This window comes from Lysobacter sp. 5GHs7-4, from assembly GCF_021284765.1.
Classification (GTDB): domain Bacteria; phylum Pseudomonadota; class Gammaproteobacteria; order Xanthomonadales; family Xanthomonadaceae; genus Lysobacter.
In genome coordinates this window covers 329,475-355,259 of sequence record NZ_CP089924.1, presented here as the reverse complement: position 1 = coordinate 355,259, position 25,785 = coordinate 329,475, and the positions used below count along the sequence as shown (strand labels likewise).

At 68.6% G+C, this 25,785-nt stretch carries 22 protein-coding genes; 8 read left to right on the top strand and 14 right to left on the bottom strand.

The genetic code is table 11. The features are described 5' to 3' along the window. Positions 1–95 precede the first annotated feature (95 nt). From LVB77_RS01475 to dnaA, 10 genes are all read right to left on the bottom strand, one after another. The gene (locus tag LVB77_RS01475; RefSeq protein ID WP_232910418.1) at positions 96–1,229 is read right to left on the bottom strand and encodes a tetratricopeptide repeat protein; all 1,134 of its coding nucleotides are present in this window, start codon (positions 1,227–1,229) and stop codon (positions 96–98) included. A gap of 221 nt (positions 1,230–1,450) precedes the next feature. Continuing rightward, positions 1,451–2,254 (bottom strand): M48 family metallopeptidase, encoded by an 804-nt coding sequence (locus LVB77_RS01470; RefSeq protein WP_232908456.1) that lies wholly within the window; start codon positions 2,252–2,254, stop codon positions 1,451–1,453. An 83-nt stretch (positions 2,255–2,337) separates the two neighbouring features. After that, complete coding sequence (locus tag LVB77_RS01465; RefSeq protein WP_232908455.1) at positions 2,338–3,180, bottom strand: type II CAAX endopeptidase family protein; 843 nt, start codon at positions 3,178–3,180, stop codon at positions 2,338–2,340. Positions 3,181–3,190: 10 nt separating this feature from the next. Further along, positions 3,191–5,662: a DNA topoisomerase (ATP-hydrolyzing) subunit B gene (gyrB, locus tag LVB77_RS01460; protein WP_232908454.1), complete on the bottom strand. Its 2,472-nt coding sequence runs from the start codon at positions 5,660–5,662 to the stop codon at positions 3,191–3,193. 121 nt (positions 5,663–5,783) lie between these two features. Next, on the bottom strand, positions 5,784–7,352 hold the full coding sequence (locus LVB77_RS01455; RefSeq protein ID WP_232908453.1) for an XVIPCD domain-containing protein: 1,569 nt from the start codon (positions 7,350–7,352) through the stop codon (positions 5,784–5,786). An 89-nt stretch (positions 7,353–7,441) separates the two neighbouring features. Further along, positions 7,442–7,981, bottom strand: a complete 540-nt coding sequence (locus LVB77_RS01450; RefSeq protein ID WP_232908452.1) for a hypothetical protein — start codon at positions 7,979–7,981, stop codon at positions 7,442–7,444. Between the two features lie 80 nt (positions 7,982–8,061). After that, positions 8,062–8,412 carry a hypothetical protein gene (locus LVB77_RS01445; RefSeq protein ID WP_232908451.1) on the bottom strand — a complete coding sequence of 117 codons (351 nt, stop codon included), beginning with the start codon at positions 8,410–8,412 and terminating at the stop codon, positions 8,062–8,064. A 150-nt stretch (positions 8,413–8,562) separates the two neighbouring features. After that, positions 8,563–9,678, bottom strand: coding sequence for a DNA replication/repair protein RecF (gene recF / locus LVB77_RS01440; RefSeq protein WP_232908450.1), 1,116 nt, complete (start codon positions 9,676–9,678; stop codon positions 8,563–8,565). A gap of 352 nt (positions 9,679–10,030) precedes the next feature. After that, a complete protein-coding gene (gene dnaN, locus LVB77_RS01435; RefSeq protein ID WP_232908449.1) occupies positions 10,031–11,131 on the bottom strand; it encodes a DNA polymerase III subunit beta in 1,101 nt (366 codons plus the stop codon). A gap of 299 nt (positions 11,132–11,430) precedes the next feature. Continuing rightward, positions 11,431–12,765 (bottom strand): chromosomal replication initiator protein DnaA, encoded by a 1,335-nt coding sequence (dnaA, locus tag LVB77_RS01430; RefSeq protein ID WP_232908448.1) that lies wholly within the window; start codon positions 12,763–12,765, stop codon positions 11,431–11,433. A gap of 378 nt (positions 12,766–13,143) precedes the next feature. Here dnaA and rpmH point away from each other — a divergent pair, with 378 nt between their 5' ends. The 7 genes from rpmH to LVB77_RS21240 all read left to right on the top strand — a co-directional run bounded on the left by rpmH (position 13,144) and on the right by LVB77_RS21240 (position 19,961). Continuing rightward, positions 13,144–13,284, top strand: a complete 141-nt coding sequence (rpmH, locus tag LVB77_RS01425) for a 50S ribosomal protein L34 (RefSeq protein WP_031374044.1) — start codon at positions 13,144–13,146, stop codon at positions 13,282–13,284. Between the two features lie 69 nt (positions 13,285–13,353). Next, complete coding sequence (rnpA, locus tag LVB77_RS01420; protein WP_232908447.1) at positions 13,354–13,791, top strand: ribonuclease P protein component; 438 nt, start codon at positions 13,354–13,356, stop codon at positions 13,789–13,791. 15 nt (positions 13,792–13,806) lie between these two features. Next, positions 13,807–15,525 (top strand): membrane protein insertase YidC, encoded by a 1,719-nt coding sequence (yidC, locus tag LVB77_RS01415; RefSeq protein WP_232908446.1) that lies wholly within the window; start codon positions 13,807–13,809, stop codon positions 15,523–15,525. Positions 15,526–16,068: 543 nt separating this feature from the next. Continuing rightward, positions 16,069–16,260, top strand: coding sequence for a hypothetical protein (locus tag LVB77_RS01410; protein WP_232908445.1), 192 nt, complete (start codon positions 16,069–16,071; stop codon positions 16,258–16,260). A 173-nt stretch (positions 16,261–16,433) separates the two neighbouring features. Next, entirely contained in the window at positions 16,434–17,795 is a 1,362-nt protein-coding gene (mnmE, locus tag LVB77_RS01405; protein ID WP_232908444.1) for a tRNA uridine-5-carboxymethylaminomethyl(34) synthesis GTPase MnmE, read from the top strand. Between the two features lie 256 nt (positions 17,796–18,051). Then, on the top strand, positions 18,052–19,095 hold the full coding sequence (locus LVB77_RS01400; protein ID WP_232908443.1) for an energy transducer TonB: 1,044 nt from the start codon (positions 18,052–18,054) through the stop codon (positions 19,093–19,095). A 731-nt stretch (positions 19,096–19,826) separates the two neighbouring features. Further along, positions 19,827–19,961, top strand: coding sequence for a hypothetical protein (locus LVB77_RS21240; protein ID WP_255700563.1), 135 nt, complete (start codon positions 19,827–19,829; stop codon positions 19,959–19,961). A gap of 241 nt (positions 19,962–20,202) precedes the next feature. Here the strand turns inward: LVB77_RS21240 and LVB77_RS01395 are convergent, their stop codons facing one another. The 4 genes from LVB77_RS01395 to LVB77_RS01380 form a co-directional block, all read right to left on the bottom strand. Beyond that, positions 20,203–21,390, bottom strand: coding sequence for an ABC transporter permease (locus LVB77_RS01395; RefSeq protein WP_232908442.1), 1,188 nt, complete (start codon positions 21,388–21,390; stop codon positions 20,203–20,205). Then, on the bottom strand, positions 21,387–22,133 hold the full coding sequence (locus LVB77_RS01390) for an ATP-binding cassette domain-containing protein (protein ID WP_232908441.1): 747 nt from the start codon (positions 22,131–22,133) through the stop codon (positions 21,387–21,389). Before LVB77_RS01390 ends, LVB77_RS01395 begins: the two co-directional genes overlap by 4 nt. Positions 22,134–22,220: 87 nt before the next feature. Then, on the bottom strand, positions 22,221–23,738 hold the full coding sequence (locus tag LVB77_RS01385; protein WP_232908440.1) for an alpha/beta hydrolase: 1,518 nt from the start codon (positions 23,736–23,738) through the stop codon (positions 22,221–22,223). A 143-nt stretch (positions 23,739–23,881) separates the two neighbouring features. Beyond that, positions 23,882–24,304, bottom strand: a complete 423-nt coding sequence (locus LVB77_RS01380) for a low affinity iron permease family protein (protein ID WP_232908439.1) — start codon at positions 24,302–24,304, stop codon at positions 23,882–23,884. Between the two features lie 190 nt (positions 24,305–24,494). On the opposite strand from LVB77_RS01380, the gene LVB77_RS01375 reads away from it, so the two are divergent. Beyond that, a complete protein-coding gene (locus LVB77_RS01375; RefSeq protein ID WP_232908438.1) occupies positions 24,495–25,610 on the top strand; it encodes a beta-lactamase family protein in 1,116 nt (371 codons plus the stop codon). Positions 25,611–25,785: the final 175 nt, after the last annotated feature.

The following is a 25,785-nucleotide window of genomic DNA, read 5'->3' as shown; positions in this document are numbered from 1 at the left end:
TCGGTTCCTGCAACCGTTTCCAGTCGCGTGAACCTCCTAGCATATACCAAACCGCGCCCCAGGTTCCAAGGGCGGATTTGCATATCGTGCGCCTATTATTTACCTGGCAGCGCGATGATCTTCTTGGCGTCGTCGGGCTTCTTAACGCCCTTGGCGATCGCCTGCTTGGCGGCTTCCTTGGCCTCTGGAATGCGGTCTTCCTGCCACAAGACACGGGCGAGATTGAGGTAGGTCTCGCCATCGGGTGCGAGCGGCGCGGCTTTCTTGTACGCGTCGATCGACGGGTTCACCTGGTCGGAGAAGTAGTACGACTGCGCCAACGCCAGGTAGGCCTGGAAGTCGGGCTTCAGCACGCCCTTGCTCAGGCCTTCGTTGATGACATCGGCCGCCTTCTTCTCGTTACCGTCGATCTGCAGGTAGGTCGAGTAGAGCTGGCGATAGTCCTTGTCTTCGTTGAGCTGGCCGGCTGCGCGCAGCTTCTCCAGCACGCCGGCGGCCTTGTCGAACTGATCGGCCTGCAGGTAGGTGGCGACCAGGTTGAGCTGGGCGCGCTTGTCGTTGGGGTTCTTGCTGGCGACGGCCTCGGCCATCTTGGTCGCTTCGCCGGTCTGGCCGGATTCGGCATAGGCGGCCATCAGCAGCTGCTGCCAATCGGACTTGGGCTCGGGCGAGGCGTCGATGGCCTGCTTGATGATCGGCGCGGCTTCCTTGTAACGCTCCAGGCGGTACAGAGCGTTGCCCTTGACGATCAGGTGCTCGGGCTTGGTGCTCTTGGTCTCGCTGAGGAAGCGGTCCATGGTGGCCAGCGACTCGGCGTACTTGTCTTCCTGCAGCTGCAGCTGCGCGAGCATGTACATCGCGCCGTAGTGGCCGTTGTTGTCCAGGCCGTTGAACTCGATGGCCTTGTTCAAGTAACCGATGGCGGCGGGCGTGTCGTCGGCGCCGTAGGCCAGCTGCGCGGCGATCTGCGCGGCGAAGGCGTGGTCGTAGGCGTTGGCGGCCGAGTTGGCGATGATCTCGTCGGCGATGGCGCGACCCTCGACGGCCTTATCGTCGTCGTAGAAGTCCATCATCTTCTTCAGCTTCGGGGTGACCTTGGCCGAGGCCTTGGCGTCGGGCTGCTGACGGGTGGCGTTGGGGTAGTCGACCTTGGACGCCGAGGACGAGGAGGACTTCTTGTCTTCCTTCTTGTCGGCGTGACGCTGACGGCGCTCTTCCGCCCGTTCCATCGCCGACTGCGCGTGAACCTGGGCGATCGAGCCCAGCGCGAGCACGGCGCCGATGGCGGCCGTCAGCACAGTGCGGTGGCGGGTGGAGAGCTTGTTCATGGTCACCTCAATCAACTGTGCTGGAAAGCGGGGTCGATGGCCGTCAAGGCCGGGGGGCCGTCACGCTAACAGAAACGCGGGGCGGGGCGATACGGGGTTTTGCAGCTGTTAATGCTTATCGTTCATCCACACTTGGGCGTACGGCCGGCCGAGCGCGCCTGCTGGTAGACCGGCGCGAGCCCGCCGGCCCGCGCGCGCAGTTCCTGGATGCGCGATTGCGGGTCCGGATGGGTGGACAGCCACTGTGGCGGACGGCTGGAACTGGCGGCGATCATGTTCTGCCACAGGTTCACGGCCTGCTGCGGGTCGAAGCCGGCCTGCGCCATCAGCTGCTGGCCGACCACGTCGGCCTCGCTTTCCTGGGTGCGCGAGCCGGGCAGCAGGAACAGGCCCTGCACCGCGGCGCCGCCGAGCTGGTTGGTGGCGTTGGCCGCGCCCTCGCCGTAGCGCGAGCCGAGCAGGGCGCCGGCGATGCTCAGGCCGGTCTGCGCGGTCATCTGGCGGGTGATGCGCTCGTCGTGGTGGCGCGAGACCACATGGCCGACCTCGTGGGCGATCACCGCCGCCAGCTGGTCCTGGTTCTTGGCCACGCTGAAGATGCCGGTGTTGACCCCGACCTTGCCGCCGGGCAGGGCGAAGGCGTTGGGCGAGCTGTCGACGAACACCGCGACTTCCCACTGCGCCTGCCAGCCTTGCGGCAGCTGGCGGGTGACCGCGTCGACCACGCAGCGCACGTAGGCGGTCTGGCGCGCGTCGGTGCTGAGCTTGCCCTTGGACTTGGCGTCGACGAAGGCCTGGGCGCCCATCTGGTTGAGCTGTTCCTGCGACACCGCGCCCACGCTCTGCCGCCGCCCGGTGGGCGAGGTGGTGGTGGCGCAGGCGGTGGCGACCAGCGCGATCGAGACACCGAGCAGCAAGGCTTTCACGGGTTGGCGGATTCCCCTGGTTATGACCGCGTTTGTAGACGGTTCGGGATTAACTTTTCGTCAAACGCGCCCGGATCGGGACATCAAGGCGCCAGGACGAGCAGCAGGCAGGCCAATAGATTGTTGACGCCGTGCGCGGCGATGGCCGCCCACAGGGTGCCGGTGCGGCGGTAGACCCAGGCCATGGCCGCGCCCATGCAGGCATAGGTGAGCCACAGCAGGCCGATCGCGCCGGGGCCGTTGCCGCTCAGGCCCGGTAATTCGTGCATCAGGGCGAAGGCCAGGCTGCTCAGGACGATGCCCAGGCCGGGCAGGCCGGCGGCCCAGAAGCGGCCGAACAGCACGCGCCGGAACAGCAGCTCCTCGTAGGCCGGCGCCAGCACCACTGCGAACAGCAGCGCCAGCGCGAACTGGCTGCGCATGGCGTCCTGGATCATCTCGACGTTGCTGGGCAGCGGCTCGATGCCCAGCACCCGGCCGATCCAGTCCAGGGCGCTGCTGAGGGCGAACGCGCCCAGGCCGATGCCCAGGCTCCAGGCCCAGGTGGACGGGCGCCGCGCGGCGCGCCACGAGGCGGCGCGTTCCTCGGGGCTGGCGCGGCGGCGCAGCCAGTACACCGCGAGCGCGGCGATGCCCATGGAGAATAGGGCCATGCCGAGCTGGGCGAGGCCGCCGGGCTGGCCCAGGTGCTGGAACGCGTCGGGGCCGCGCGCGCCGCCCTGCATGCCGATCTGGATGCCGCGCACGACGGCCCAGGCCATCATCGCGGCGAAGCTCAGCGCGATGGTGATCGCGACGGCGATGAGGAAATCCAGCGCGGCGTGGCCGATCACCGCGCGCGTGCGCGGCCGTGCCGGCGCCGCCACAGGCGGCAGCGGCGGCGGCGCGGCCGTGGTGGCGGCCGCGGAGGACGTGCCGGGCGTCATCGCCGGCGGCTCAGACGTCGAGATTGGCGACCTTGAGCGCGTTGTCTTCGATGAAGGCGCGGCGCGGCTCGACGATGTCGCCCATCAGGGTGCTGAAAATCTGATCGGCGGCCACCGCGTCCTCGATGCGCACCTGCAGCAGGCGGCGCGTCTCCGGATTGACCGTGGTGTCCCACAGCTGCTCGGGGTTCATTTCGCCCAGGCCCTTGAAGCGTTGGATCTGGCGGCCCTTCTTGGCTTCCTCGAGCAGCCAGGCCTGCGCCTGGGCGAAGCTGTCGACCGGCTGGGCGCGGTTGCCGCGCACGATCTGCGCGCCTTCGCGGACCAGGCCGTGCAGCAGCGAGGCGGCCTCGCGCAGGGCGCGCAGCTCGCCGCCCTCGAATGCCGACAGCGGCAGCACCTGGGTCAGTTCCTGGCCCATGTGGCTGCGCGTGACCAGCAGCGCGGCCTGGCGCGACTCGTTAGCCGGGTGCAGGCGCAGGCGGTAGCGCGGCTGACCCAGGCCGGTGCGGTTGAGGCGCTTTTCCAGCGCTTCGAGTTCGTGCTGCTCGTCGACGTTGGCCAGCAGGTGGTCGCTGTCGAGCGGGGTGAAGTCGATCAGCGCCTCGAGCACGTTGGGATCGTAGCGGTGCGCGTTGCGCGCGATCGCTTCGCGCGCGCCGGCATAGGCCAGCAGCAGCTGCTCCAGCGCCATGCCTTCGATCGGACGTTCGCCGGTGGCCGGAATCAGGCCCGCGCCTTCGACCGCATTGTTGGCCAGGTACGCGTCCAGCGCCGCGTCGTCCTTGAGGTAGATCTCGTTCTTGCCCTGCTTGATCTTGTACAGCGGCGGCAGGCCGATGTAGATGTGGCCGCGCTCGATCAGCTCCGGCATCTGCCGGTAGAAGAAGGTCAGCAGCAGGGTGCGGATGTGCGAGCCGTCGACGTCGGCGTCGGTCATCAGGATGATGCGGTGGTAGCGCAGCTTGTCCGGGTTGTACTCGTCCTTGCCGATGCCGGTGCCCAGCGCGGTGATCAGCGTGCCGACCTCGGCGCTGCCGAGCATGCGGTCGAAGCGCGCGCGCTCGACGTTGAGGATCTTGCCCTTGAGCGGCAGGATCGCCTGGGTCTTGCGGTTGCGGCCCTGCTTGGCCGAGCCGCCTGCGGAGTCGCCCTCGACGATGAACAGTTCGCTCAGCGCGGGGTCCTTCTCCTGGCAGTCGGCGAGCTTGCCGGGCAGGCCGGCGATGTCGAGCGCGCCCTTGCGGCGGGTCAGGTCGCGCGCCTTGCGCGCGGCTTCGCGCGCGCGGGCGGCGTCGACGATCTTGCTCGCGATCGCGCGGGCCTCGTTCGGGTTTTCCTGCAGGAATTCCTCGAGCTTGGCGGCGAACACCGCATCCACCACCGCACGCACCGGCTCGGTGACCAGCTTTTCCTTGGTCTGCGAGGAGAAGCCCGGATCCGGCACCTTGACCGACAACACCGCGATCATGCCTTCGCGCATGTCGTCGCCGGACAGCGCGACCTTGGCCTGCTTGGCGATGCCGCTCTGCTCGATGTAGCGCGTGAGCGTGCGGGTCAGCGCGGCGCGGAAACCGGTGAGGTGGGTGCCGCCGTCCTTCTGCGGGATGTTGTTGGTGAAGCAGAACATCGTTTCCTGGTAGGAATCGGTCCACTGCACCGCGCAGTCGACCACGATGTCGTCCTGCTCGCCGGAAATCGAGATCACGTTGGGGTGCAGCGGGGTCTTCAGCTGGGCCAGGTGCTCGACGAAGCTGCGAATGCCGCCTTCGTATTCGAAGATGTCGCGCTTGCCGTCCGGACGCTCGTCGATCAGTTCGATCCTGACGCCGGAGTTGAGGAAGCTCAGTTCGCGCAGGCGTCGCGCCAGGATGTCGTAGTGGAATTCGACGTTGTCGTTGAACGCCACCGACGAGGGCCAGAAGCGCACCTCGGTGCCGCGCTTGTCGGAGGCATCGAGTTGCTTGAGCGGATAGACCGGCTCGCCGTGACGGTATTCCTGCTGGAAGTGGTAGCCGTCGCGCCAGATGTCGAGCAGGAGTTTTTCCGACAGCGCGTTGACCACGCTCACGCCGACGCCGTGCAGACCGCCGGAGACCTTGTAGCTGTTGTCGTCGAACTTGCCGCCGGCGTGGAGCACCGTCATCACCACCTCGGCGGCGGAGACGTCGCGGCCCTGCTTTTCGCTTTCCTTGGAGTGGCGGCCGACCGGAATGCCGCGGCCGTTGTCCCACACCGACACCGAGCCGTCGTCGTGGATGATCACCCGAACCGCATCGGCATGGCCGGCCAGCGCCTCGTCGACGCCGTTGTCGACCACCTCGAACACCATGTGGTGCAGACCGGAACCGTCGTTGACGTTGCCGATGTACATGCCCGGGCGCTTGCGGACGGCTTCCAGGCCCTCCAGCGCGGTGATGCTGTTGGCATCGTAGTTCTGAGCGGGGGTCTGGCCGGGGGACGAGTCGTTGTTTTCGGACATGCGCTGTAGGCCGCCGCGGGCCGGCCGCGGGGGCCGGTGGACGCGACACATTAGCTGTTAGGGACTGAGGCCGATTATACCTCGCCCGGGCGCCCCCCGCCCGGGCGCCGTTGGCTGGGGCTCAGACCCGCGCCGGAGACGCGCTGCGCTGCGTTTCCTGGGCGTTGTGCTGGGCGAGGGCCGGCTCGGCCGGGCGATGCGCCTGCAGCGACTGCGAGGAGGCTTCCAGCGGGGTCGCCAGGGCCTGGGCGGTGGGCACCGCGGCCAGGCTGCGGTTGCCGCTGTCCTCCAGCCGGCCCTGGACCGCGATCAGGCTGCCCTGGTCGCGGCTGAAGACCACCGAATCGATGCGCGCCAGCGGCCCGCCGGGCGCGGTCTGGCTGGCCGAGGCCACGCTGGCCGCGGCCTGCACCAGCTGGGCGTCGCTGAAGGTGCCGCGCGGGATGTTGGGCGAGTTCTGCAGCCCGGCCAGGGCCTGTTGGTAGAGCTCGTGGCCCGGATGCCCTGCATCGCTGAGTTTGGGCCCAGCCGGCTTGGGCAGGGCGGGCGCCGGCGCGATCGGCACCCCGCGGTGTTCGAACTGGGCGTCCAGGGTGCGGTTGCTGGGCTCCTTGTTGAGCGTGTCCACGGCGCGGCCGTTTTCGCGCAGGCCTTCCGGCGCCAGGCGTTCGACCGCGTCGCGCTTGCCGTCCTTGTCGTAGCCCTTGGTGGTGTAGACCCATTCGCCCTGGTCGGAGCGGTGCACCACGTTGCGGTCGGGGCCCAGCGGCTCGGCGCGCTTTTTCAGGAACGGCGTGTCGCTGAGCGAATTGAGGTAGTCCACCGACAGGTTGGTGCTGCGGATGCCCAGGCCGTTGAGTTCGTAGCTGTCGCCGATGTTGCTGTGGGCGCCGCCGACGGTGACGTTGAGGAAGCGCTTGTTCTCGGTCAGGCCGGCATCGAGGTGGCGGCTGACCTTGAACTGGTCGCGGCGCTCGTCCTCGGCGGTGATCTGCACGGCGGAGATCACCGACGGCGGCAGACGGCGGTCGTAGTTCATCGGATCGCCGGTGGCGACCGGGTCCTGCAGCAGCGCGGCCTGGGCGACCTTGCCCGGCGCGACCAGCGGCGGCTTGCTGTATTTGACGCTCTCGACCAGGCCGTTGTCGTCGTAGGTGTACTTGGCGCCGGCCGGGTCCTGGATGCCGCGTTCGTCGACCAGGCGGGTGAAGTAGGCGGCCTCTTCGGCGCCGCGGCTGAAACCGATCGAGGCCACGCGGATCTGCACGTCCGGGTCGGCGGCCTTCCATTTCTTGGCCTGCTCGATGAACTGCTTGTACATGGTCTCGGCGCGTTCTTCGAACGTGTGGCCGCGGATGCCGTCCCAGGTCGAGCCGTCGCCCTGGGTGCCGATGCCGGCGACGTAGCCGGCGCCGATGTGGGGCAGCTGGCCGGCGCGTTTTTGCTGCTGGATCTGCTTGAACACGCGCACGATGCCGGTCTCGTGGGCATCGCTGTCCTTGAACATGTTGTTGCCGGTGCCGTCGTGCACGGCCACGTACAGGCGCTCGTGCGGATTGTTGGCGTGCACCAGCACCGGCGCCTGCAGCTGCGAGAGCTGCTGCTGGGCGGCGCGGTAGCTGTTCAAGTCGTGGGCGTTGGCGGCGTTGACCTCGACGCCTTCGCTCTTGCGCGGTTTGTCGTCGCTCATGTGACGTGTCCTTGTCGGTGCGCCCGGGGTGGGCGGCGCCGCGTCGATGGTTCGGGAATGCGGTGCGTCGGGCCTGCGCAGGTCCGGCGTCAGTAGGTCTGGCTGTAGACCTTGATCAGCTCGTCGCGGATATCGCTGTCGGGATTGGACGGATCCAGCGGCGCCTTCAGCGGGATCAGGGTGCGGGTGTAGACGTTGATGCTGCGGTCGTCGACCTCCAGCAGCACCGCGGTGCCGCCGATGCTGGCGCCCTCGGCGATGTCCTCGCGCGCGACGTGGTGGCGCACCAGGCCGTCGCGGAAGATCGCGGCGATGTCGACCTGCGCCTGCAGCGCGCTGCCGTCCTTGCTGACCCAGTCGACCTGCGCGGCGGGCGTGTTGCGCGGCACCGGGCCGTAGCTGGCCGAGAGCGCGTCGTCGTAGGCCTCCGGGCTCAGCGAGGCCGCCGACGGCGTCGGTTCCGGGTTGCCGAACTCGAAGCCGTGATAGCGCACCTTGCAGCGCTGGGTGTCGAAGCAGGCCACGTCGAAATCGTGGTGGCTGAAGCGCAGCGGCCAGCTGGCGACGGTACCGTCGTCGCCGGGTTCGGCGGCGTGGGCGGCGGTGGAGCCGGGGAGAGCGGTGGACATGGCGAATAGGCTTCCTGCGAGTAGCGTCAGGCCGATCAGGGTCGGCAGGTAGCGGCGGGGCGTGGGAGCGGCGGCGGGCATCAGAAACCGCCCACCAGCAGATAGAGCAGGGCGGCGGCGGCGATCAGGTCGAAGCCGGCCAGGCCGAGCAGAGCGCGGCGACGGCGCGACGGCGCGGAGCGGGCCCACAGGTAGAGCAGGGCGGCGGCCACGGCGACCGCGGCCGCGGCGATCGGCAGGTAGCCGATGAAGGCATAGCCGCGGGCGCCCTCGAAATTGGAGCTGCGTGCGCTCAGCGCCGCCGCCAGCGGAACCGGGGCCAAACCGACCGCAGCCAGGGCCGCCAGCAGGTAGCGCCACACGTAACCGGCCGAGGCGCGCGTGACGGGCGCGTCGGCGGGGGGCGTGCTGGGCGATGGCGGGTGGGTCATGGGCTCGCGGCTTCCTGCTGGAGCGGGGCCGGATCGGCTGCGATCCGTGCCGAACCATGCTGGCACAGGGCCGGGCGACGGCCTAGACGGGCTGCGCCGCGGCGAACCTCCGGTGCGGCAGGCCGGTCTGCGAAGGTTCCACGTGGAACATCAGGACGGGCGCAGCTCTCCGTGTTCCACGTGGAACACCGTGGTCGCCACCTCCAGCTCGGCCAGGGCCGGCGGCGCCTCGGTGCCGGTGATGAAGACCTGGGCGCCGCAGGCGACCAGGCGTTGCAGCACCCGCCGCTGGTGCTGGCGGTCCAGTTCCGAGGCCAGATCGTCCAGGGCGATCACCGGCCATTCCTTGCGTGCCTGCGCATGGTGCTCGGCCTGGGCCAGCAGGGCCGACAGGGCGGTGAGCTTGGCCTGTCCGCGCGACAGCGCCTCACGGCCCGGGACTCCGGCGAAATGGATGCGCCAGTCGGCCCGATGCGGGCCGACCGAGGTGTAGCCGGCGATCTGGTCGCGTTCCCGCGCCAGCAGCAAGGCATCGGCCAGCGGCAGTTCCTCCCGGCGCCAGCCAGGCTGGTAGTCCAGGCGGGTGTCGCCCAGCGCCGGCGCCAGGTCGGCGGCCAACGCGGCGAACCGCGGCTGCAGGTCTTCCAGGTAATGCTGGCGCCGCCGGCTCAGGGGCTCTCCGGCGTCGGCCAGCTCCCGGTCCCAGGCGTCGAGCTGGCCGTCGCGGGCGCGGGCCTTGAGCAGGGCGTTACGTTGCTTGAGGGCGCGGGTGTAGCGCCGCCACAGGCCGATGAAGTCGTGTTCCACGTGGAACAGGCCCCAATCGAGGTAACGCCGGCGCGCTTCCGCGCCGCCGGTGATCAGGGCGTGGCTGCCGGGCTCGAAGCTGACCACCGCCAGGGCGGCGCACAACTCCCCCAGCTGGCCCACGGGACTGCCGTCGAGGCGACCGATCCAGTCCTGGCCGCTGTGGCGCAGCCCGGCCTTGCGCAGGCGCACCGCCGTCGCCTCCCCGGCAGGCGCCGTTGCCCCCAGGTTCTCTTGCCATTCGACGAACACTTCCAACGCCGGATCGCCGGCCCGCACCAGGCCGTCGCGCACCCGCCCGCGGAAGCTGCGCCCGTACGCCATCAGGTGCAGGGCCTCGAGCAGGCTGGTCTTGCCGGCGCCGTTGTCGCCGGTGATCAGGTTGATCCCAGGCGCGGGCGCCAGCCGGACGTCGGCGAAGCGGCGCAGGCCACGGGCTTCGAGGCGGGTTACGTGCATGGCGGAATGATCGCAGATCGGATTTGGGGGAGGGGGAGGGCAGGAACGGTAGGAGCTCCCCGGTGCGAGCCTCTCCCTTTGAAAAAGGGAGATCGAGGGGAATTTCCTCTTGCTTGAGCTACGCGAGCAGCAAAAGCGAATCCTCCCCCGGCCCTCCCGGCCAACAGGCACAACCTGTTGTCGTTCACCCGCGCACAAACCTGCGGTTCGTAAACGCACGGCTTCACCCTTTTCCAAAGGAGGGAGCAAAGCGGATGCACGAGGCAGAAGCAGGTGACCCCATAAACGAAACGCCCGGCAATGCCGGGCGCCTCATGTTCCACGTGGAACCGGCCAGCAGACCGGTCTGCCGTTACAGACGCAGCGGCATCACCACATGGCGGCACTTCTCGTTCGCCGCCTCGCGCACCAGCGCCGAGGAGTTGGCGTCGCGCAAGGCCAGCACCACATGCTCGTCGCGCAAGGCGGTCAGGGCATCGAGCAGGTAGTTGACGTTGAAGCCCACCGCCAGGTCGTCGACCTTGGTGTCGGCTTCCACTTCTTCCTGCGCTTCTTCCTGTTCCGGGTTGTGCGCGCTGATCTTGAGCTGGCCGGGCGAGACCTCGATCCGCACGCCGCGGTACTTCTCGTTCGACAGGATCGCCGCACGCTGCAGCGCCGCGCGCAGGGTTTCGCGCTCGATCCGCACCTCGCGATCGGCGCCGATCGGAATCACCGCCTCGTAGTCCGGGAAACGGCCGTCGATCAGCTTGCTGGTAAAGGTCACGTCGTCGCGCTTGACCCGGATGTGGCCACGGCCCATCTCGATCTCGATCTCGCGGTCGCCGCCTTCCAGCAGGCGCTGCAGTTCCTGCACGCCCTTGCGCGGCACGATGATCTGGCGCTTGGTCTGGCCGCTGCCTTCGTACGCGGTTTCGCACAACGCCAGGCGGTGGCCGTCGGTGGCCACGCAGCGCAGGCTGCTTTCGCGCAGGTCGAACAACAGACCGTTGAGGTAATAGCGCACGTCCTGCTGCGCCATCGCGAACGCGGTGCGCTCGATCAGTTCCTTCAAGGCCGCTTCCGGCACGCGCACGCGCTCGGTCGCTTCGACCTCGTCGATCGACGGGAAGTCGTTGGCCGGCAGGCTGGCCAGGGTGAAGCGCGAACGCCCGGCCTGCACGGTGATCTTCTCGGCCGTCTGCGTGACCGTGACCTTGCTGCCGTCGGGCAACGCGCGAACGATCTCGAACAGCTTGCGCGCCGGGATCGTGGTTTCGCCGTCTTTGGCGTCGTCGACCAGGATGCGCGAGACCATCTCGACTTCCAGGTCGGTACCGGTCAGCGACAGCTGTCCGTCCTTGACCTGCACAAGCAGATTGGCCAGGACCGGCAGGGTCTGCCGGCGTTCGACTACGTTGACGACTTGCGCCAACGGCTTGAGAAACACTTCTCGTTGCAGGCTGAAACGCATGCGGACCCCTTAGCCCCTAGTCGGTTCGGGCGGCAACGCCCAATACAAAAGAGATGGATAAATCAAAAGCGTGGTGGTGATGGTGTCGCCGAAAACCCGGGAAAACTCAATTAACTATTTGTTTTTGCTGGATTTTTCGTTCATGCAAACCGCGGTAGAACCGGACCCTGAGCCCCGGGACAATCTGTGGATAAAACCCGAGGCCGGCTAAGGGCGCCGATCTATCCACAGCTTGTACGCGTGTCGTGCACTGCTTTGTTCGAAGAGTACCCGCAACCGGCGCCGTTCGTCGCCTGCGCTTACTCGCTGAGCTTGCGGATCAGCTTGTCCCAGTCCTCCCGCAGCTTGCCGTCGGTCTCCATCAGGGTGCGGATCTGCCGGCAGGCGTGCAGCACCGTGGTGTGGTCGCGACCGGCGAAGGCGTCGCCGATCTCGGGCAGGCTGTGCTCGGTCAGTTCCTTGGTCAGCGCCATCGCCACCTGACGCGGGCGCGCCAGCGAGCGGGTGCGGCGCTTGGACAGCAGGTCCTTCATCTGCAGGCCGTAGTAATCGGCCACGGTCTTCTGGATGTTGGGAATGCCGATCGCCTGCTGCTGCGCGCGCAGCAGGTCGCGCAGGGTTTCCTGGGCGAACTCGGCGGTGATCGCGCGGCCGGTGAAGTTGGCGCGCGCGGTCAGCGTGTTGAGCGCGCCTTCCAGGTCGCGCACGTTGCTGCGCATCTTCTTGGCCAGCAGGAACGCCACTTCCTCGGGAATCGCGGCGCCGCGTTCCTTGGCCTTGGAGATCACGATCTGCGCGCGGGTCTCGAAGTCCGGCGGCTCGATCGCCACCGACAGGCCCCACGCCAGGCGCGATTTCAGGCGCGGCTCCAGGCCCTCGACTTCGCGCGGGTAACGGTCGCAGGTCAGGATGATCTGCTGCTTGCCGTCGAACAGCGCGTTGAAGGTGTGGAAGAACTCCTCCTGCGTGCGGTCCTTGCCGGCGAAGAACTGGATGTCGTCGATCAGCAACGCGTCCACGCGCTGGAACTGGCGCTTGAACTGATCCATGGTCTTGTCCTGCAGCGACTTCATCATCGCGCTGAAGAACTGCTCCGAACGCAGATACATCACGCGCATGGCCGGATTGGCCTCGCGCATGGCGTTGCCGGCGGCGAACATCAGATGGGTCTTGCCCAGGCCGGTGCCCCCGTACAGCAGCAGCGGGTTGTGCGCGCGCTCGCCGGGTTTCTGCGCCGCCTGCCAGGCCGCGGCGCGGCCGAGCTGGTTGCTGCGGCCTTCGACGAAGTTGTCGAAGGTGTAGTGATTGTCCAGGTTGCCCTGGAAGGGTTCGATCGGCGCGGCCGCCACCGCCGGGCGACCGGCGCTGACCGGCTCGGCTTCGCGCACCGGCGCCACGCGCGGCAGCGAGCCGATTTCCAGGCTGACCTCGGCGCTGCCGGCGAAGTAGTTCAACAGCTCGCGGATGCGCGCCAGGTACCGCTCGCGCACGTGCTCGACCACGAAGGCGTTGGGCGCGTACAGCACCGTGACGTCGTCGCGCTGCGCCGCTTGCAGCGGCTTGAGCCAGGTGTGGACATCCTCGACCGGGTATTCGGCTTCGAGTCGTTCGAGGCAGCGGGGCCAGGCTTCCATCGGTCGGCAGGTCTTCTGTGCGATGCGGCCGGCCCGGGGGCTCGGCGGTCGAAACGCCGCCGGCCGCGCGGTACGGCTCGCGGCGAACGGGGCAGGGGGGTCGGCCAGACTATCACCGCGACGAGGTCCGGAACAGGACTTGTCCACAAGCCAGAACACAGGCTAGTCCACAGGCCGGCGTACCGCGCGAGCCAGCACCGGCGAGGTTCCGGGCCGGATTCGCGGTGGTGCGGCGGCCGTGGCGCGCGGGCCGCTTGTGAATAACCGCGTGCGCCGCGAACGCCGGCCGTTGCGTTCCCGCATTCAGTCCAACTTGACCGCCCCGCGAATGACCGCTAAGATCTCCGGTCTTTTCCGCCGTATTAATAGAGCCGGACCATGGCCACCAAGCGCACCTACCAGCCCAGCAACCTCAAGCGCAAGCGCGACCACGGCTTCCGTGCCCGCATGGCGACCGCCGACGGCCGCAAGATCCTGGCCCGTCGCCGCGCCAAGGGCCGCAAGCGTCTTTGCGCCTAAACGTCGTTCCGGTGGCCTGCCGCTGACGCGGCTCAAGGCCACCGTCCGGCAGTCGCCGGTACCGACCTTATGATATCCACCCGCTTCCCGCGCACCGCGCGGGTACGCGCGCGTTCGGATTTCGACCGCATCTTCAAGCACGGCCGGCGCGTGGCGCTGCCCGTGCTTGCTTTGCATTGGCAGACCGTCGACTGCGAAGCGCGCCTGGGCCTGGCGGTCTCGCGCAAGGTCGATCCGCACGCGGTCGGCCGCAACCGCATCAAGCGCGCGCTGCGCGATACCTTCCGCAAGCTGCGCGCCGAGCTGGCGCGCGGCGATTACGTCGTGGTCGCCCGCCCGGGCGCCTCGCGTTGCACGCGCGCGGAACTCGACCAGGCCTTCCTGGGTCTGCTCAAGCGCGCCGGCGCGTTGCCCGCACCTGCGGTGGCCGGCACAATGCCGGCCGAGCTTGCATCCAGCGATCCTGCACCCATTCACTCTCCACTGCCGGACCCCGGTCCCGGCTGAGCCTGCCTGCTGCCCATGAACCAGACCCGTGTATTCCTGATCTTCGCCTGGCTGATGGTGGCGACCTTGCTGTGGATGGAATGGGGCAAGGAGAAGTCCGCGCCTCCGGCGCCGGCGGTGACCGCCGCCGCCCAGGCCGCCGCGACCAGCACCGTACCGGGCGCGCCCGCGGCCAGCAACGCCACCGTGCCCAGCGCCGCTGCCGCCGCCGTACCGGCCGCGCCGGGCGCCGCAGTGTCCAGCGCGGTCGCCGCGCCCAATGCCGCGCAGACCGTCACCGTCACCACCGACGTGCTCAAGGTCGTGCTCGACGGCGGCACCCTGCACCGCGCCGACCTGCTCAAGTACCCCAGCGAAGCGGCCGACGACAGCGCGCCGGTGCGCCTGCTGGCCGAGGACGCCAACAACTACTTCGTCGCCCAGAGCGGCTGGGTCAGCCAGAACGGCGCGACCCCGACCCACGAATCGGGCTTCGTGCCCGAAGGCGCGCAGCGCGACTACGTGTTGAACTCGGGCGCCAAGGAAATCGCGGTGCCCTTCGTCTGGACCGGCGCCAACGGCGTGACCATCCGCCGCACCTACGTGTTCAAGCACAGCGGCTATGCGGTCACGGTGCGCGATGAAATCGTCAACGCCGGCACCGCGCCGTGGCAGGGTTCGATCTACCGCCAGCTCGCGCGCGTGCCGCGCGCGCTGACCCGCAGCGGCCCGATGAACGCCGAGCAGTACAGCTTCCAGGGTGCGGCCTGGTACAGCAGCGCCGAGAAATACGACAAGCGCAAGTACGACAAATTCGTCGACGACGGTGCGCTCAACCTGAAGGTCACCGGCGGCTGGGTGGCGATGCTGCAGCACCATTTCTTCGCCGCCTGGATTCCGGGCCCGAACGACCAGGGCGAGTTCTCGCTGGCCACCGCCAACACCAACGGCGGCGTGCCGCAGTACCTGATCCGCGATGTCGGTCCCGGCGTCAGCGTCGCGCCCGGCGCGAAGGCGCAAACCCAGGCGCGCCTGTGGATCGGTCCCAAGCTGGTTCATGCGATGAAGGCCGAGCAGGTGCCTGGCCTGGATCGCGCGGTCGACTTCAGCAGCTACAGCATCCTGGCCACCATGGCCGACGCGATCTTCTGGCTGCTCGACAAGCTGCACGGCCTGTTCGGCAACTGGGGCTGGTCGATCATCGGCCTGGTGGTGCTGATCAAGCTGGCGATGTACCCGCTGTCGGCCGCGCAGTACCGCTCCATGGCGAAGATGCGCAAGTTCCAGCCGCGCATCGAGCAGCTCAAGGAGCGCTACGGCGACGACAAGCAGAAGTTCCAGATGGCGATGATGGAGCTGTACAAGAAGGAGAAGATCAACCCGGTCGGCGGCTGTCTGCCGATCCTGGTGCAGATGCCGGTGTTTTTGACTCTGTACTGGGTGCTGCTCGAAGCGGTCGAGCTGCGCCACGCGCCGTGGATGCTGTGGATCCACGATCTGACCGCGCGCGATCCGTTCTTCGTGCTGCCGCTGATCAACATCGCGGTGATGTGGGCCACGCAGAAGCTGACGCCGACGCCGGGCATGGACCCGATGCAGAAGAAGATGATGCAGCTGATGCCGCTGGTGTTCGGCGTGATGTTCGCGTTCTTCCCGGCCGGTCTGGTGCTGTACTGGATCACCAACAGCGGTCTGGGCCTGCTGCAGCAGTGGTGGATGACCAAGCGCTACGCCGAGGCGCCGGCCAAGGGCTGATCCTCGTCCATCCGTCTGCTCGCGAAGCCCGCCCTCCGGCGGGCTTCGTGTTTGTGGGGCCGTCTCGCTCCCGCCGAGGCTTTGGCTTTTGCCGATGCTCCCGCGTCTTCCGATGCTCCCTGTAGGAGCGGCGCAAGCCGCGACCGCGAATCCCGGCTATCGAGCCTATCCGGTTCCGATGGCCTCCAGATCCCGGCGTTGCGCTTTTAGCTCCCTCCTTTGACAAAGGGTGAGGCCGTGCGCTTACGAACCGCAGGTTCGTGCACGGGTGAACGACAACAGGCTGTGCCTGTTGGCCGGGCGGGTTGGGGAGGATTTGCTTTTGGTGTTGTTTCGCTGTTTCTGACCGAAGGTCAAAGGCTTCCGCCTGCTGCGCATGCGGGTCACTTTCTCTTGCTGACCCAAGAGAAAGTAACCAAAGAGAAGGGTCTGAGCCCAGAGCTCCCGTGTGGCTTCGGTTCTTGCGCCGGGATTTTTCGATAGGACATCCCTGTCCTATCGAAAAACGGCGCGCGTCCTGCGCGCCGCCCTCCGGGTCTGGGAGTGGTCGTGTGGCTTCGGTTCTATGGACTTCAATGCCGGAGCAAACTCAACGGCAACGGCAACGGCAACGGCAACGGCAACGGCAACGGCAACGGCAACGGCAACGGCAACGGCAACGGCAACGGCAAACAGCTATGGCAGCGCACGCTGGCGATTGGTTGGCGCCGACCGCTCTCTGTGGGAGCGGCGTGAGCCGCGACTCACTCATGCGGAGAGGCAACCGGGCATCCGTTCTTAAGCGCGACCCGGTCTGACCGATCCTTGTGAGGCCGACCGCCGGTTGCGATCCGAAGTCGCCCTCCGATCGATACCCCAACTCCCGCGACCCGCGCTAACCTTTCCTCCCACCCCGACACCCACCTGCGATGCACGACCCGCATCCAACCGACCGCGACACCATCGCCGCGATCGCCACCGCTCCAGGCGCGGGCGGCGTCGGCATCGTGCGCCTGTCGGGGCCGCGTGCGCGCGAGATCGGTGAGGCGCTGGCGCGGCGGCGCCTGCGTCCGCGCCACGCCCATCACGTGCGTTTCGCCGACGCCGACGGCGCGGCCATCGACGACGGCATCGCCCTGTACTTCGCCGCGCCGGCCAGCTACACCGGCGAGGACGTGGTCGAGCTGCAGGCGCATGGCAGCCCGGCCGTGCTGCACGCCTTGGCCGAACGCTGCGGCGCGCTGGGCGCGCGGCGCGCGCGGCCGGGCGAATTCAGCGAGCGCGCGTTTCTCGAAGGCCGGCTCGACCTGGCCCAGGCCGAGGCCGTGGCCGATCTGATCGCGGCCGCGGACGCACGCGCCGCGCGCGCGGCCCGGCGCGCGCTGGACGGCGAGTTCTCGCGACGCGTCGATGCCCTGGCCGACGACCTGCTGGCGATCCGCGTGCACGTCGAGGCCGCGATCGATTTCGCCGACGAACCGCTGGACACCCTGGGCGGGGCCGCCCTGCGCCGCCGCTTCGACGCCCTGTCGACCGACCTGGACGTACTGCTGGCCGCGACCGAACGCGGCCGCCGCCTGCGCGACGGCCTGCATGCGGTGATCGTGGGCCCGCCCAACGCCGGCAAGAGCTCGCTGCTCAACGCCCTGGCCGGCAGCGAGCGCGCCATCGTCACCGACATCGCCGGCACCACCCGCGACCTGCTGCACGAAACCATCCGCAGCGACGGCGTCGAGCTGACCCTGGTCGACACCGCCGGCCTGCGCGAGGGCGGCGACGCGATCGAGCGCGAAGGCATGCGCCGCGCCCGCGACGAGCTGGCGCGCGCCGACTTGGCGATCGTGGTGCTGGACGCGCGCGAGCCCGAGGCCGGCCGCGCCGCGGTCGCCGACGCCATCGCCGCCGTGCCGGCCCGACTGTGGCTGCACAACAAGGCCGACCTGCTGGAACCCGCCGCCCTGGCCGCGCTCGAAGGCGAGGACCGCATCGCCCTGTCGGCGCGCACCGGCGCGGGCCTGGACGCCCTGCACGCGCACCTGCGCCGGCTGGCCCAGGGCGACGGCGCCGATGCCAGCGAGGGCGCCTTCACCGCGCGCGCGCGCCACGTCGAGGCGCTGCGCCGCGCCCAGGCCGAACTGGCCGACGCCCGCGCCCAGCTCGCACACGAGGCGCTGGACCTGGCCGCCGAATCGCTGCGTCAGGCCCACGACGCCCTGGGCGAGATCACCGGGCGCATCCGCGCCGACGACCTGCTCGGCCACATCTTCTCCAGCTTCTGCATCGGCAAATAGACCGCCCTGGCGTCGCCCGACCGCGCCCGTCGCGCCCCCGCCGCCGGCCCGCCGACGTTGCGGACTTTGGCCGCGCGGCCCGCTCGCCGACCTGAATCGGCGGCCCGCGGAACCCTGGTGTCTCGGATCGGTCACAATTCCCGATTCATGCCCGGCTAAGCCCGATTCGGGTCGCCGCCCGCTTGACAAACGCGGCTCGCTAGCGCGTCCTATCCGGCGTGTGCTCGCTACGGCGCACTTCAGGGGAGTTTTGCCAATGACTGTGAACCACAACGACCGGCGTTCAAGCCGGCTGTCCGTCGTATCGCATGCGACCATCGCGCTGGCCCTGGCCTGCGCACTGGCGGCGTGCGGAAAAGATCAACCCGCCCAGGATGCGGCGGCCACCTCCGCGGCCACCACGGCCCCGGCGGTCACACCGGAAACCGCGGTATCGGCCAAGGTCTCGGCCTTGACCGTCGACCAGCTGCGCGAAGCGGCCCGCAAGGCATACGCGGAAAACCGTCTGTACGCACCGGTGGAAGACAATGCGGTGGAGTACTACCTCGCACTGCGCGACAAGGCGCCGGCCGACGCCGCCGTCTCCAGCGCCCTTACCGACCTGCTGCCGATGACCGTCATCGCCACCGAGCAGAGCGTCGGCCGCGAGGACTTCGCCGAGGCGCAGCGCCTGGCCGCGCTGCTGGAAAAGGCCGATGCGCAGCATCCGGCGCTCGCGCGCCTGAAGGCCAGCATCACCGCCAAGCAGCAGGAAGTGGCCAAGCGGGCCGAACAGCAGGTGCTGACCGCCGAAGAGCAGGCCAAGAAGCAGGCCGAACTCGAGAAGCAGCGTCTGGCCCAGCAGGAAGCGCAGCAGCGGCAAGCCGCGACCCAGCTGGCCGCCTCGCAGGCCGCCGAGCGTCAAGCCGCGGCGAGCCGCGAAGCCGATCAGCGTGCCGCCGACCAGCGCGCCGCCGATCAGCGTGCGGCCGAGCAACGCGCGGCCGATGCGCGTGCCGCCGAAGCCCGCCAGACCGCCGCCGCCGCGTCCACGCCTTCCGCCGGCGCCGACCTGCGCGCGGTGTCCACGCCGGCGCCGCGCTATCCGCCAGAAGCGCTGCGCGCGGGTCAGTCGGGCGAGGTGCAGGTGGAGTTCACCGTCGGCACCGACGGCTCGGTCACGGCCGCTCGCGTGGTGCGCTCCAACCCGGCGCGCATCTTCGACCGCGAGGCGGTCAACGCGGTTCGCAAGTGGCGGTTCCAGCCGGTGGGCGCACCGGTCACGACCCGCCGCACGATCGGGTTCAACCCGGGCGGTTAAGCGACAACGGCGGGAGTGCGCTTGCGCACAGGGGACCCGCCTGCAGTACCCGCAACGCCCGGCTACGGCCGGGCGTTGTTTTTTTGCGCGATTGAAGATGGACGCAAGGGCATGGGCCAACCGTAGGATGCGGGGAGCCGAAGGCGCACCGCAGCGCGCGGAGCATCGCGGTGGGGCGATATTGGCAGTATCACCGCACCCTGCGCCTCTGCTTGCTTGGCACGAAGGTCAACGGCCTCTGCCTGCCGCGCAATGCGGCTCCCTTTCTCTTGCGGGCGCTTTCTGTAGGAGCGGCGTCCCACAGGGATTTCCTTCGGTCATAAGCCGCGACCGCGAACTCCAGCGATCGCGCCTGTCCGATTCTGATTGCCCTTCAGAAACCGATGCTGTGCTCTTGGCTCCCTCCTTTGACAAAGGGTGAGGCCGTGCGTTTACGAACCGCAGGTTCGTGCACGGGTGAACGACAACAGGCTGTGCCTGTTGGCCGGGCGGGTTGGGGAGGATTTGCTTTTGCTCTTGCTCTGCTGCTTCTGACCGAAGGTCAAAGGCTTCCGCCTGCTGCGCATGCGGGTCACTTTCTCTTGCTAGCCCAAGAGAAAGTAACCAAAGAGAAGGGCTTGAGCCCAGAGCTCCCGTGTGGCTTCGACTCTTGCGCCGGGATTTTTCGATAAGACGTCCCTGTCTTATCGAAAAACGGCGCGCGTCCTGCGCGCCGCCCTTCGGGTCTGGGGATGGTCGTGTGGCTTCGTATCAATGGACTTCAATGCCGGAGCAAACTCAACGGCAACGGCAACGGCAACGGCAACGGCAACGGCAACGGCAACGGCAACGGCAACGGCAACGGCAACGGCAACGGCAACGAATAAGCGGTGCGGCTTCTTTTGCCGTCATCCCCGCGAAAGCGGGGATCCAGTGACTTCAGCGCGTGATCCGACTACTGACGAACAATGATTCATCCGAAAACCGCCCGTAGGATGCGGTGAGCCGCAGGCGAACCGCATCGGCGCGCGACTGCGTGGCATGGCGATGGTGCGGTTTGCACCGCACCCTACGGCAAAAAAAGCCCGGCATCGCCGGGCTCTTTTTTCCTCGCGAAACGACGCTGCCTCAGCCGGAAATCGCCAAACGCTCGTTGTGGTAACGCCGCACCGCCGCGAACCACAGCAACCCCGCCAGCGCCGAACCCGCGGCCAGGTACACCATCCACACCTGCGGGCTGATGAACTCGCCGCGGATCACTTTCAGCAGCAACTGGTTCTGCGCCAGGAACGGCACCGCGAACTGCCACAGCTGGGTCTTGAGCGGGTTCACCATCAAGATCACCGTCGGCACCATCGGCATCAGCATCAGCCAGGTCATGTGGCTCTGCGCTTCCTTGATGCTCTTGGCGCCGGCGGCCAGGTAGGTCAGCAGCGCGGTGCCGATGAACAGCATCGGCAGCAGGATCAGCAGCATCTTGCCGATCGCCATGAAGCTCACGTCCAGCATGCGCATGCTGCCGGTGCCCATCTGCGCGCTGAGCTTGAACGCCAGCAAGGTCAGCAGCAGCGAGGTGAAGCCCAGGATGCAGGCCGCGGCGATCTTGCCGCTGACGATGGAGCCGCGCGAGGCCGGCGTGGCCAGCAAGGGTTCCAGGGACTGGCGCTCGCGTTCGCCCGCGGTCGCGTCCAGGATCAGCGCCGCGCCGCCGATGAAGGACGAGAAGATCAGCAGGTAGGGCAGCATGAACGACAGCATCAGGCCGCGCTTGGCTTCCGGTGTGGCCAGATCGCGCATGCCCACGTTGACCGGCCGCGCGACCGTCGGCGACAGGCCGCGCGCAAGCAGGCGCAGCGCGCCGACCTGCTGGCTGTAGTTCTCCAGCGCGTTGCGCAAACGCGCGCTGGGGATCTCGGCGTCGCGGCGCGTGCTGTCCTGCACGATCTCCACCAACGCCGGCTGGCCGTCCTTCCATTGCTTGCCGTAGTCGGCGCCGATCTGCAGCGCCACGTCCACGTCCTGGCGCGCGATCGCCTGGTCCAGGTCGGCCGGCGGCTTGGTCGCGACGATGCCGCGCGTGGCCAGGAAGGCGATCAGGTTGGGCGCGCGTTCGGCGCCTACCACCGGCACCTCCAGGGTCTTGTCGAGCTGGGTCTTGGCGCGCTTCTCGGCCAGCGAGCCCATGCCCAGCATCAGCACCGGATACAGCAGCGGGCCCAGCAGCAGGGCCAGCGCCAAGGTGCGGCGGTCGCGGCCGATGTCGCGCAGCTCCTTGCGCACCACCGCCATCGTGGCGGAAAACCATGACGTCTTCATGCGTGCAGGCCCTCGTCGCTGCCGATCGCGCGCACGAACGCGTCCTCGAGATTGGATTCGCCGGTCTGCGCGCGCAGTTCGTCGGCGGTGCCGGAGGCCACGACCTTGCCCTTGGCGACGATCACGATCCGATCGCAGAGCGCGGCCACCTCCTGCATGATGTGGCTGGAGAAGATCACGCAACGGCCCTCGTCGCGCAGCTGCTTGAGGAAACCGCGCATCGCGCGCGTGGTCATCACGTCCAGGCCGTTGGTGGGTTCGTCCAGGATCACGTTGCGCGGGTCGTGGACCAGCGCGCGCGCGATCGCGGTCTTGGTGCGCTGACCCTGCGAGAAGCCCTCGGTCTGGCGGTCGAGGATGTCGTCCATGTCCAGCGCCTGCGCCAGCGTGCGCGTGCGTTCGGCGATGGCTGCGCGCGACATGCCGTGCAGCTCGCCGAAGTAGGCGATGTTCTCGCGCGCGGTCAGGCGCTTGTACACGCCGCGCGCATCGGGCAGCACGCCCAGCGCGCGGCGCACGGTGGCCGGATCGCGGCGCGCGTCGACGCCGTCGACCTGGATCTCGCCGCGGTCGGGCTGCATCAGCGTGTAGAGCATGCGCAGGGTGGTGGTCTTGCCGGCGCCGTTGGGGCCGAGCAGGCCGGTGATCTGGCCGTCGCGCGCCTCGAAATCGACGCCCTCGACGGCGTGGACCACGCCGGTCTTGGTCTTGAAGCTCTTGTGCAGATCGTTAGCGGTGATCATGGCTTTCCACGGAATGCGTGATGTGGGATTCGGGAACGGCGGAGCGGTGGCGGGATCGGGCCCGGTACACGGCCCGAACCGCGGCGCTTACGGTTCCCACCCGTTGAACGAAACGAACGGCGGCACGTAGTCCAGCGTGCCCAGGCATTTGGCGTCGAGCTGCTTGGCGTCGGCGTTTTCCAGGAACTGGCTCAGCAGCTTGGGCATGCAGCCGGCCGCGAAGCTGCCGTGGCCCTGACCGCGCAGCACCAGGTGGCGGCCGTTGGGCAAGCCCTTGAGCACCTGCTCGCCGTAACGCGGCGGCGTGACCGGATCGAACTCGCCCGACAGCAGCAGCGTCGGCAGGTTCGACTTGAACGGCGCGTGGAAATCCGCCGGGCGCTTGCCGGTCGGCCAGGCCTTGCACTGCGCGACCAGCACCGTGGACAGGTCGCTGCCCATCACGGTGTCGGCGTCGGCGGGATCGTCCTTCAGCAGGTCCGCGTCCTCGGCGCAGATCACCGACAGCTGCATGCCGTGCATGATCTGTTCGCTGACCTGGCCCTGGATCATCTGCGTCAGCGACATCAGCGGCGCGTAGCGGCCCTGGTCGGCCTCGTTGAGCACCAGCGGCAGCAACGCGGCGGCTTCCGGCGCGTAGGCGAACATGCGGGTGAGCCCCGCGACCGCGCCGGCGGTGGCTTGGTCGCGCTTGAGTTCGCCGGTGGTCGGATCGCGGTACTCGACCTCGACCGGCTGCGCCTTCAGCCGCGCCATCAGCTCGCGCAGCTGCGCGCGCGGATCGTCGCCGAAACGCTGGCGGCAGGCCGGCGTCTTGCGGCACTGCTCGAACTGCAGCGCCAGCGACGCGTCCAGGTTGCGCGCGTGTTCGGAGCCCAGCACCAGCTCGTTGGGCACCACGCCGTCGATCACCACCGCGCGGGTGTGCGCCGGATAGCGCATCGCGTACTGCTGCGCCACGCGGGTGCCGTAAGAGCCGCCGACCACGTCGATCTTGGCCGCGCCCAACGCCGCGCGCACACGGTCCAGGTCGCGCACCGCGTCGGTGGTGGTGTAGTAGCGCGGGTCGGCTTTCAGCTTGGCCGCGCATTCGCCGGCGAACTTCACCGCCGCCTCGATGCCGCCGTCGCCGTCCTCCATCACCGCGCTGTCGCCCTGCGCGTTGCGGCAGATCAGCGGATTGGACTTGCCAGTGCCGCGCTGGTCGATCAGCACGATGTGGCGGTGCTTGCGTACCTCGCGGAAGGCCGCGTCCAGGGTCGGCCAGACTTCGGTCGCGGCCTGGCCGGGACCGCCGGCCAGGAAGAACACCGGGTCGGCGGCGATGTCGGATTCGTCGGTCGCCGGCAGCCACGCGATGTTGAGCTCGACCTGGCGCCCCTTGGGCTGGTCGGGGTTCTCGGGCACTGCATAGCGCGCGCATTGCGCGGCGATGCTGGCGCTGGCGAACGGGCTGGCCAGCGAGCAGGGCCGGAACGCGATCTGGCCGTACATGCGCTGGCCGGCGTTGGCCGGCTTGGCGTCTTTCGCCGTCGGCGCCTGGCCGCAGCCGGCCAACAGCAGGGCGGCCGCGAGCGCGGCCGACAGAATGCGGGTGATACCCATGGATCCCTCTTAGTCCTAAGGCGATGCGCCTTCAGGATGACAGACTGGGGCAGGCGGAAGAATGTGACCGAGGGCAGTGGACGGGCGCAGGTCGATGACCGTGGGCGCCGCGAAGCCGAGTTCGCCCGCGATCGCGGGGGCGGCTACAGATCGGGACCGGGCGCGGCGGCCCGGCCTTCCAGTTCGTCGCTTTCGCCGCCCTCGCGCGCGACCTTGGCCAGCGCCTGGTAGCGGCTGCGGTAGCGGTCCAGCGCCGTTTCGTCCATTTCCTCCAGATCCAGCAAGGCGTTGTGGGCCTCCATGGTCGCGCGGATCAACTCGTCCAGCTTGATCTGCATCGCCTCGGTATCGCGGTTCTGGGTGTTCTGGATCAGGAACACCATCAGGAAAGTGATGATGGTGGTGCCGGTGTTGATCACCAGCTGCCAGGTGTCGCTGAAACCGAACATGGGGCCGCTGACCAGCCACAACAGCACCAGTCCGGCGGCGAGGGCGAAACACAGCGGCCGCCCGGTGAAGCGCGCGGCCGCTTTGGCCAGGCGGGTGAATCCGGCTTGCAGGCTCATGACCGATTCCATCGTGGCGGGACGGCCATGGTGGCCACGCGCGCGTAGAGCCGGAGTGCACGGCGGCGGCGCCGCTAAACCTTGTCGCGGCCTGCGGCATCACAAGGGCGCATCCGATCCGGGCATCGCCGGATCGACGCACCGCCTGCGTCGAGGACGCGCGGCACGGTCATTCATTCTTGGGGGTTGCATGCAGTGGGCGAAGTTCCGGTACCCGATCGCCACGTTCGTGTTGGCCGCGTCGATCGCGCTGCCTTGCGCCGCCGCGGATTCGCCGGCCCTGCAGCAAGCCAACGCGCGCGCGCGGCAGTTCGTGCGGCAGGCCCAGCAGGAGCAGCGCATCCCCGGACTGCAGGTGGCGGTGATTCAAGGCGGCCGCGTCGTGCTCAGCGAAAGCTACGGCTGGGCCAATGTCGAGAACCGCGTGCCGGTCACGGCCAAGACCCGGTTCCCGCTCAACTCGGCGACCAAACCCTTCACCGGCGTGGCGATGATGCAGCTGGCGCAGGCCGGGCGCGTGGACCTGGACGCGCCGGTGTCGCGCTATCTGACAGGCTTGCCCACGGCCTGGCAAAGCGTCCGCGTGCGCCAGCTGCTCACGCACACCTCGGGGCTGCCCGATATCGTCGAAGCCAGCGGCTCGATGATAGGCGGCAGCGAGGCGGACGCCTGGAAGACGGTCCAGACGCTGCCGATGGGCGCGGCGCCGGGCGAGACGTTCGCCTACAACCAGACCAACTACGGCCTGCTGGCGAAGATCGTCGCCGAACAAACCGGTGGCACGTATGAGCGCTACCTGGCCGAACGCCAGTTCGCCGTGGCGGGCATGCCCACCACGACCTTCGGCGACAGCTACGACCTGATCCCCGGCGCGGCCACCGTCTACGCCTACTCGCCGCGCCAACCGCTGGCGGACGGCGAAACCACGCGTTTGTCGCATTGGGCTTACGACATCCCGTACAGCCTGTGGGCGGGAGGCGGCATCCAGACCACGGCCGAGGAACTGTCGCGCTGGCTGATCGCATTGTCCGACGGGCGTTTGATCGGAACGGACGCGCTGCGCGCCATGTGGACGCCGGGCCGCTTGAACGATGGCGCCGCCGGCGACTGGGGCCTGGGTTGGCCGGTGCTGCAAACCGCGCCCACGCGCCGGGTGGCGGGCATCGGCGGCGCGCGCGCGGCCTTCGTGGTCTATCCCGACCAGGACCTGGCGGTGATCGTGCTGACCAATCTGGCCGGCGCGAATCCGCAGCGCTTCGTGCCCAAGATCGCCGAGTTCTACCTGACGCCAGCCCCCGTGCGCTGACGCCGCCCGGCTCTAGCGCGCGATGCCCACCGGGCGACAGCGGCCAAACTCGCTACCCATGCCCCGCACCGTCCTGCCGGAAGGCCAACCGGGCTGGCGCAACGGTGCCCGATTTCCGGTGCACGACACCGCCGCCTGCTGTAGATAGACGGCAGGCCGGCACGGACCGCCACGC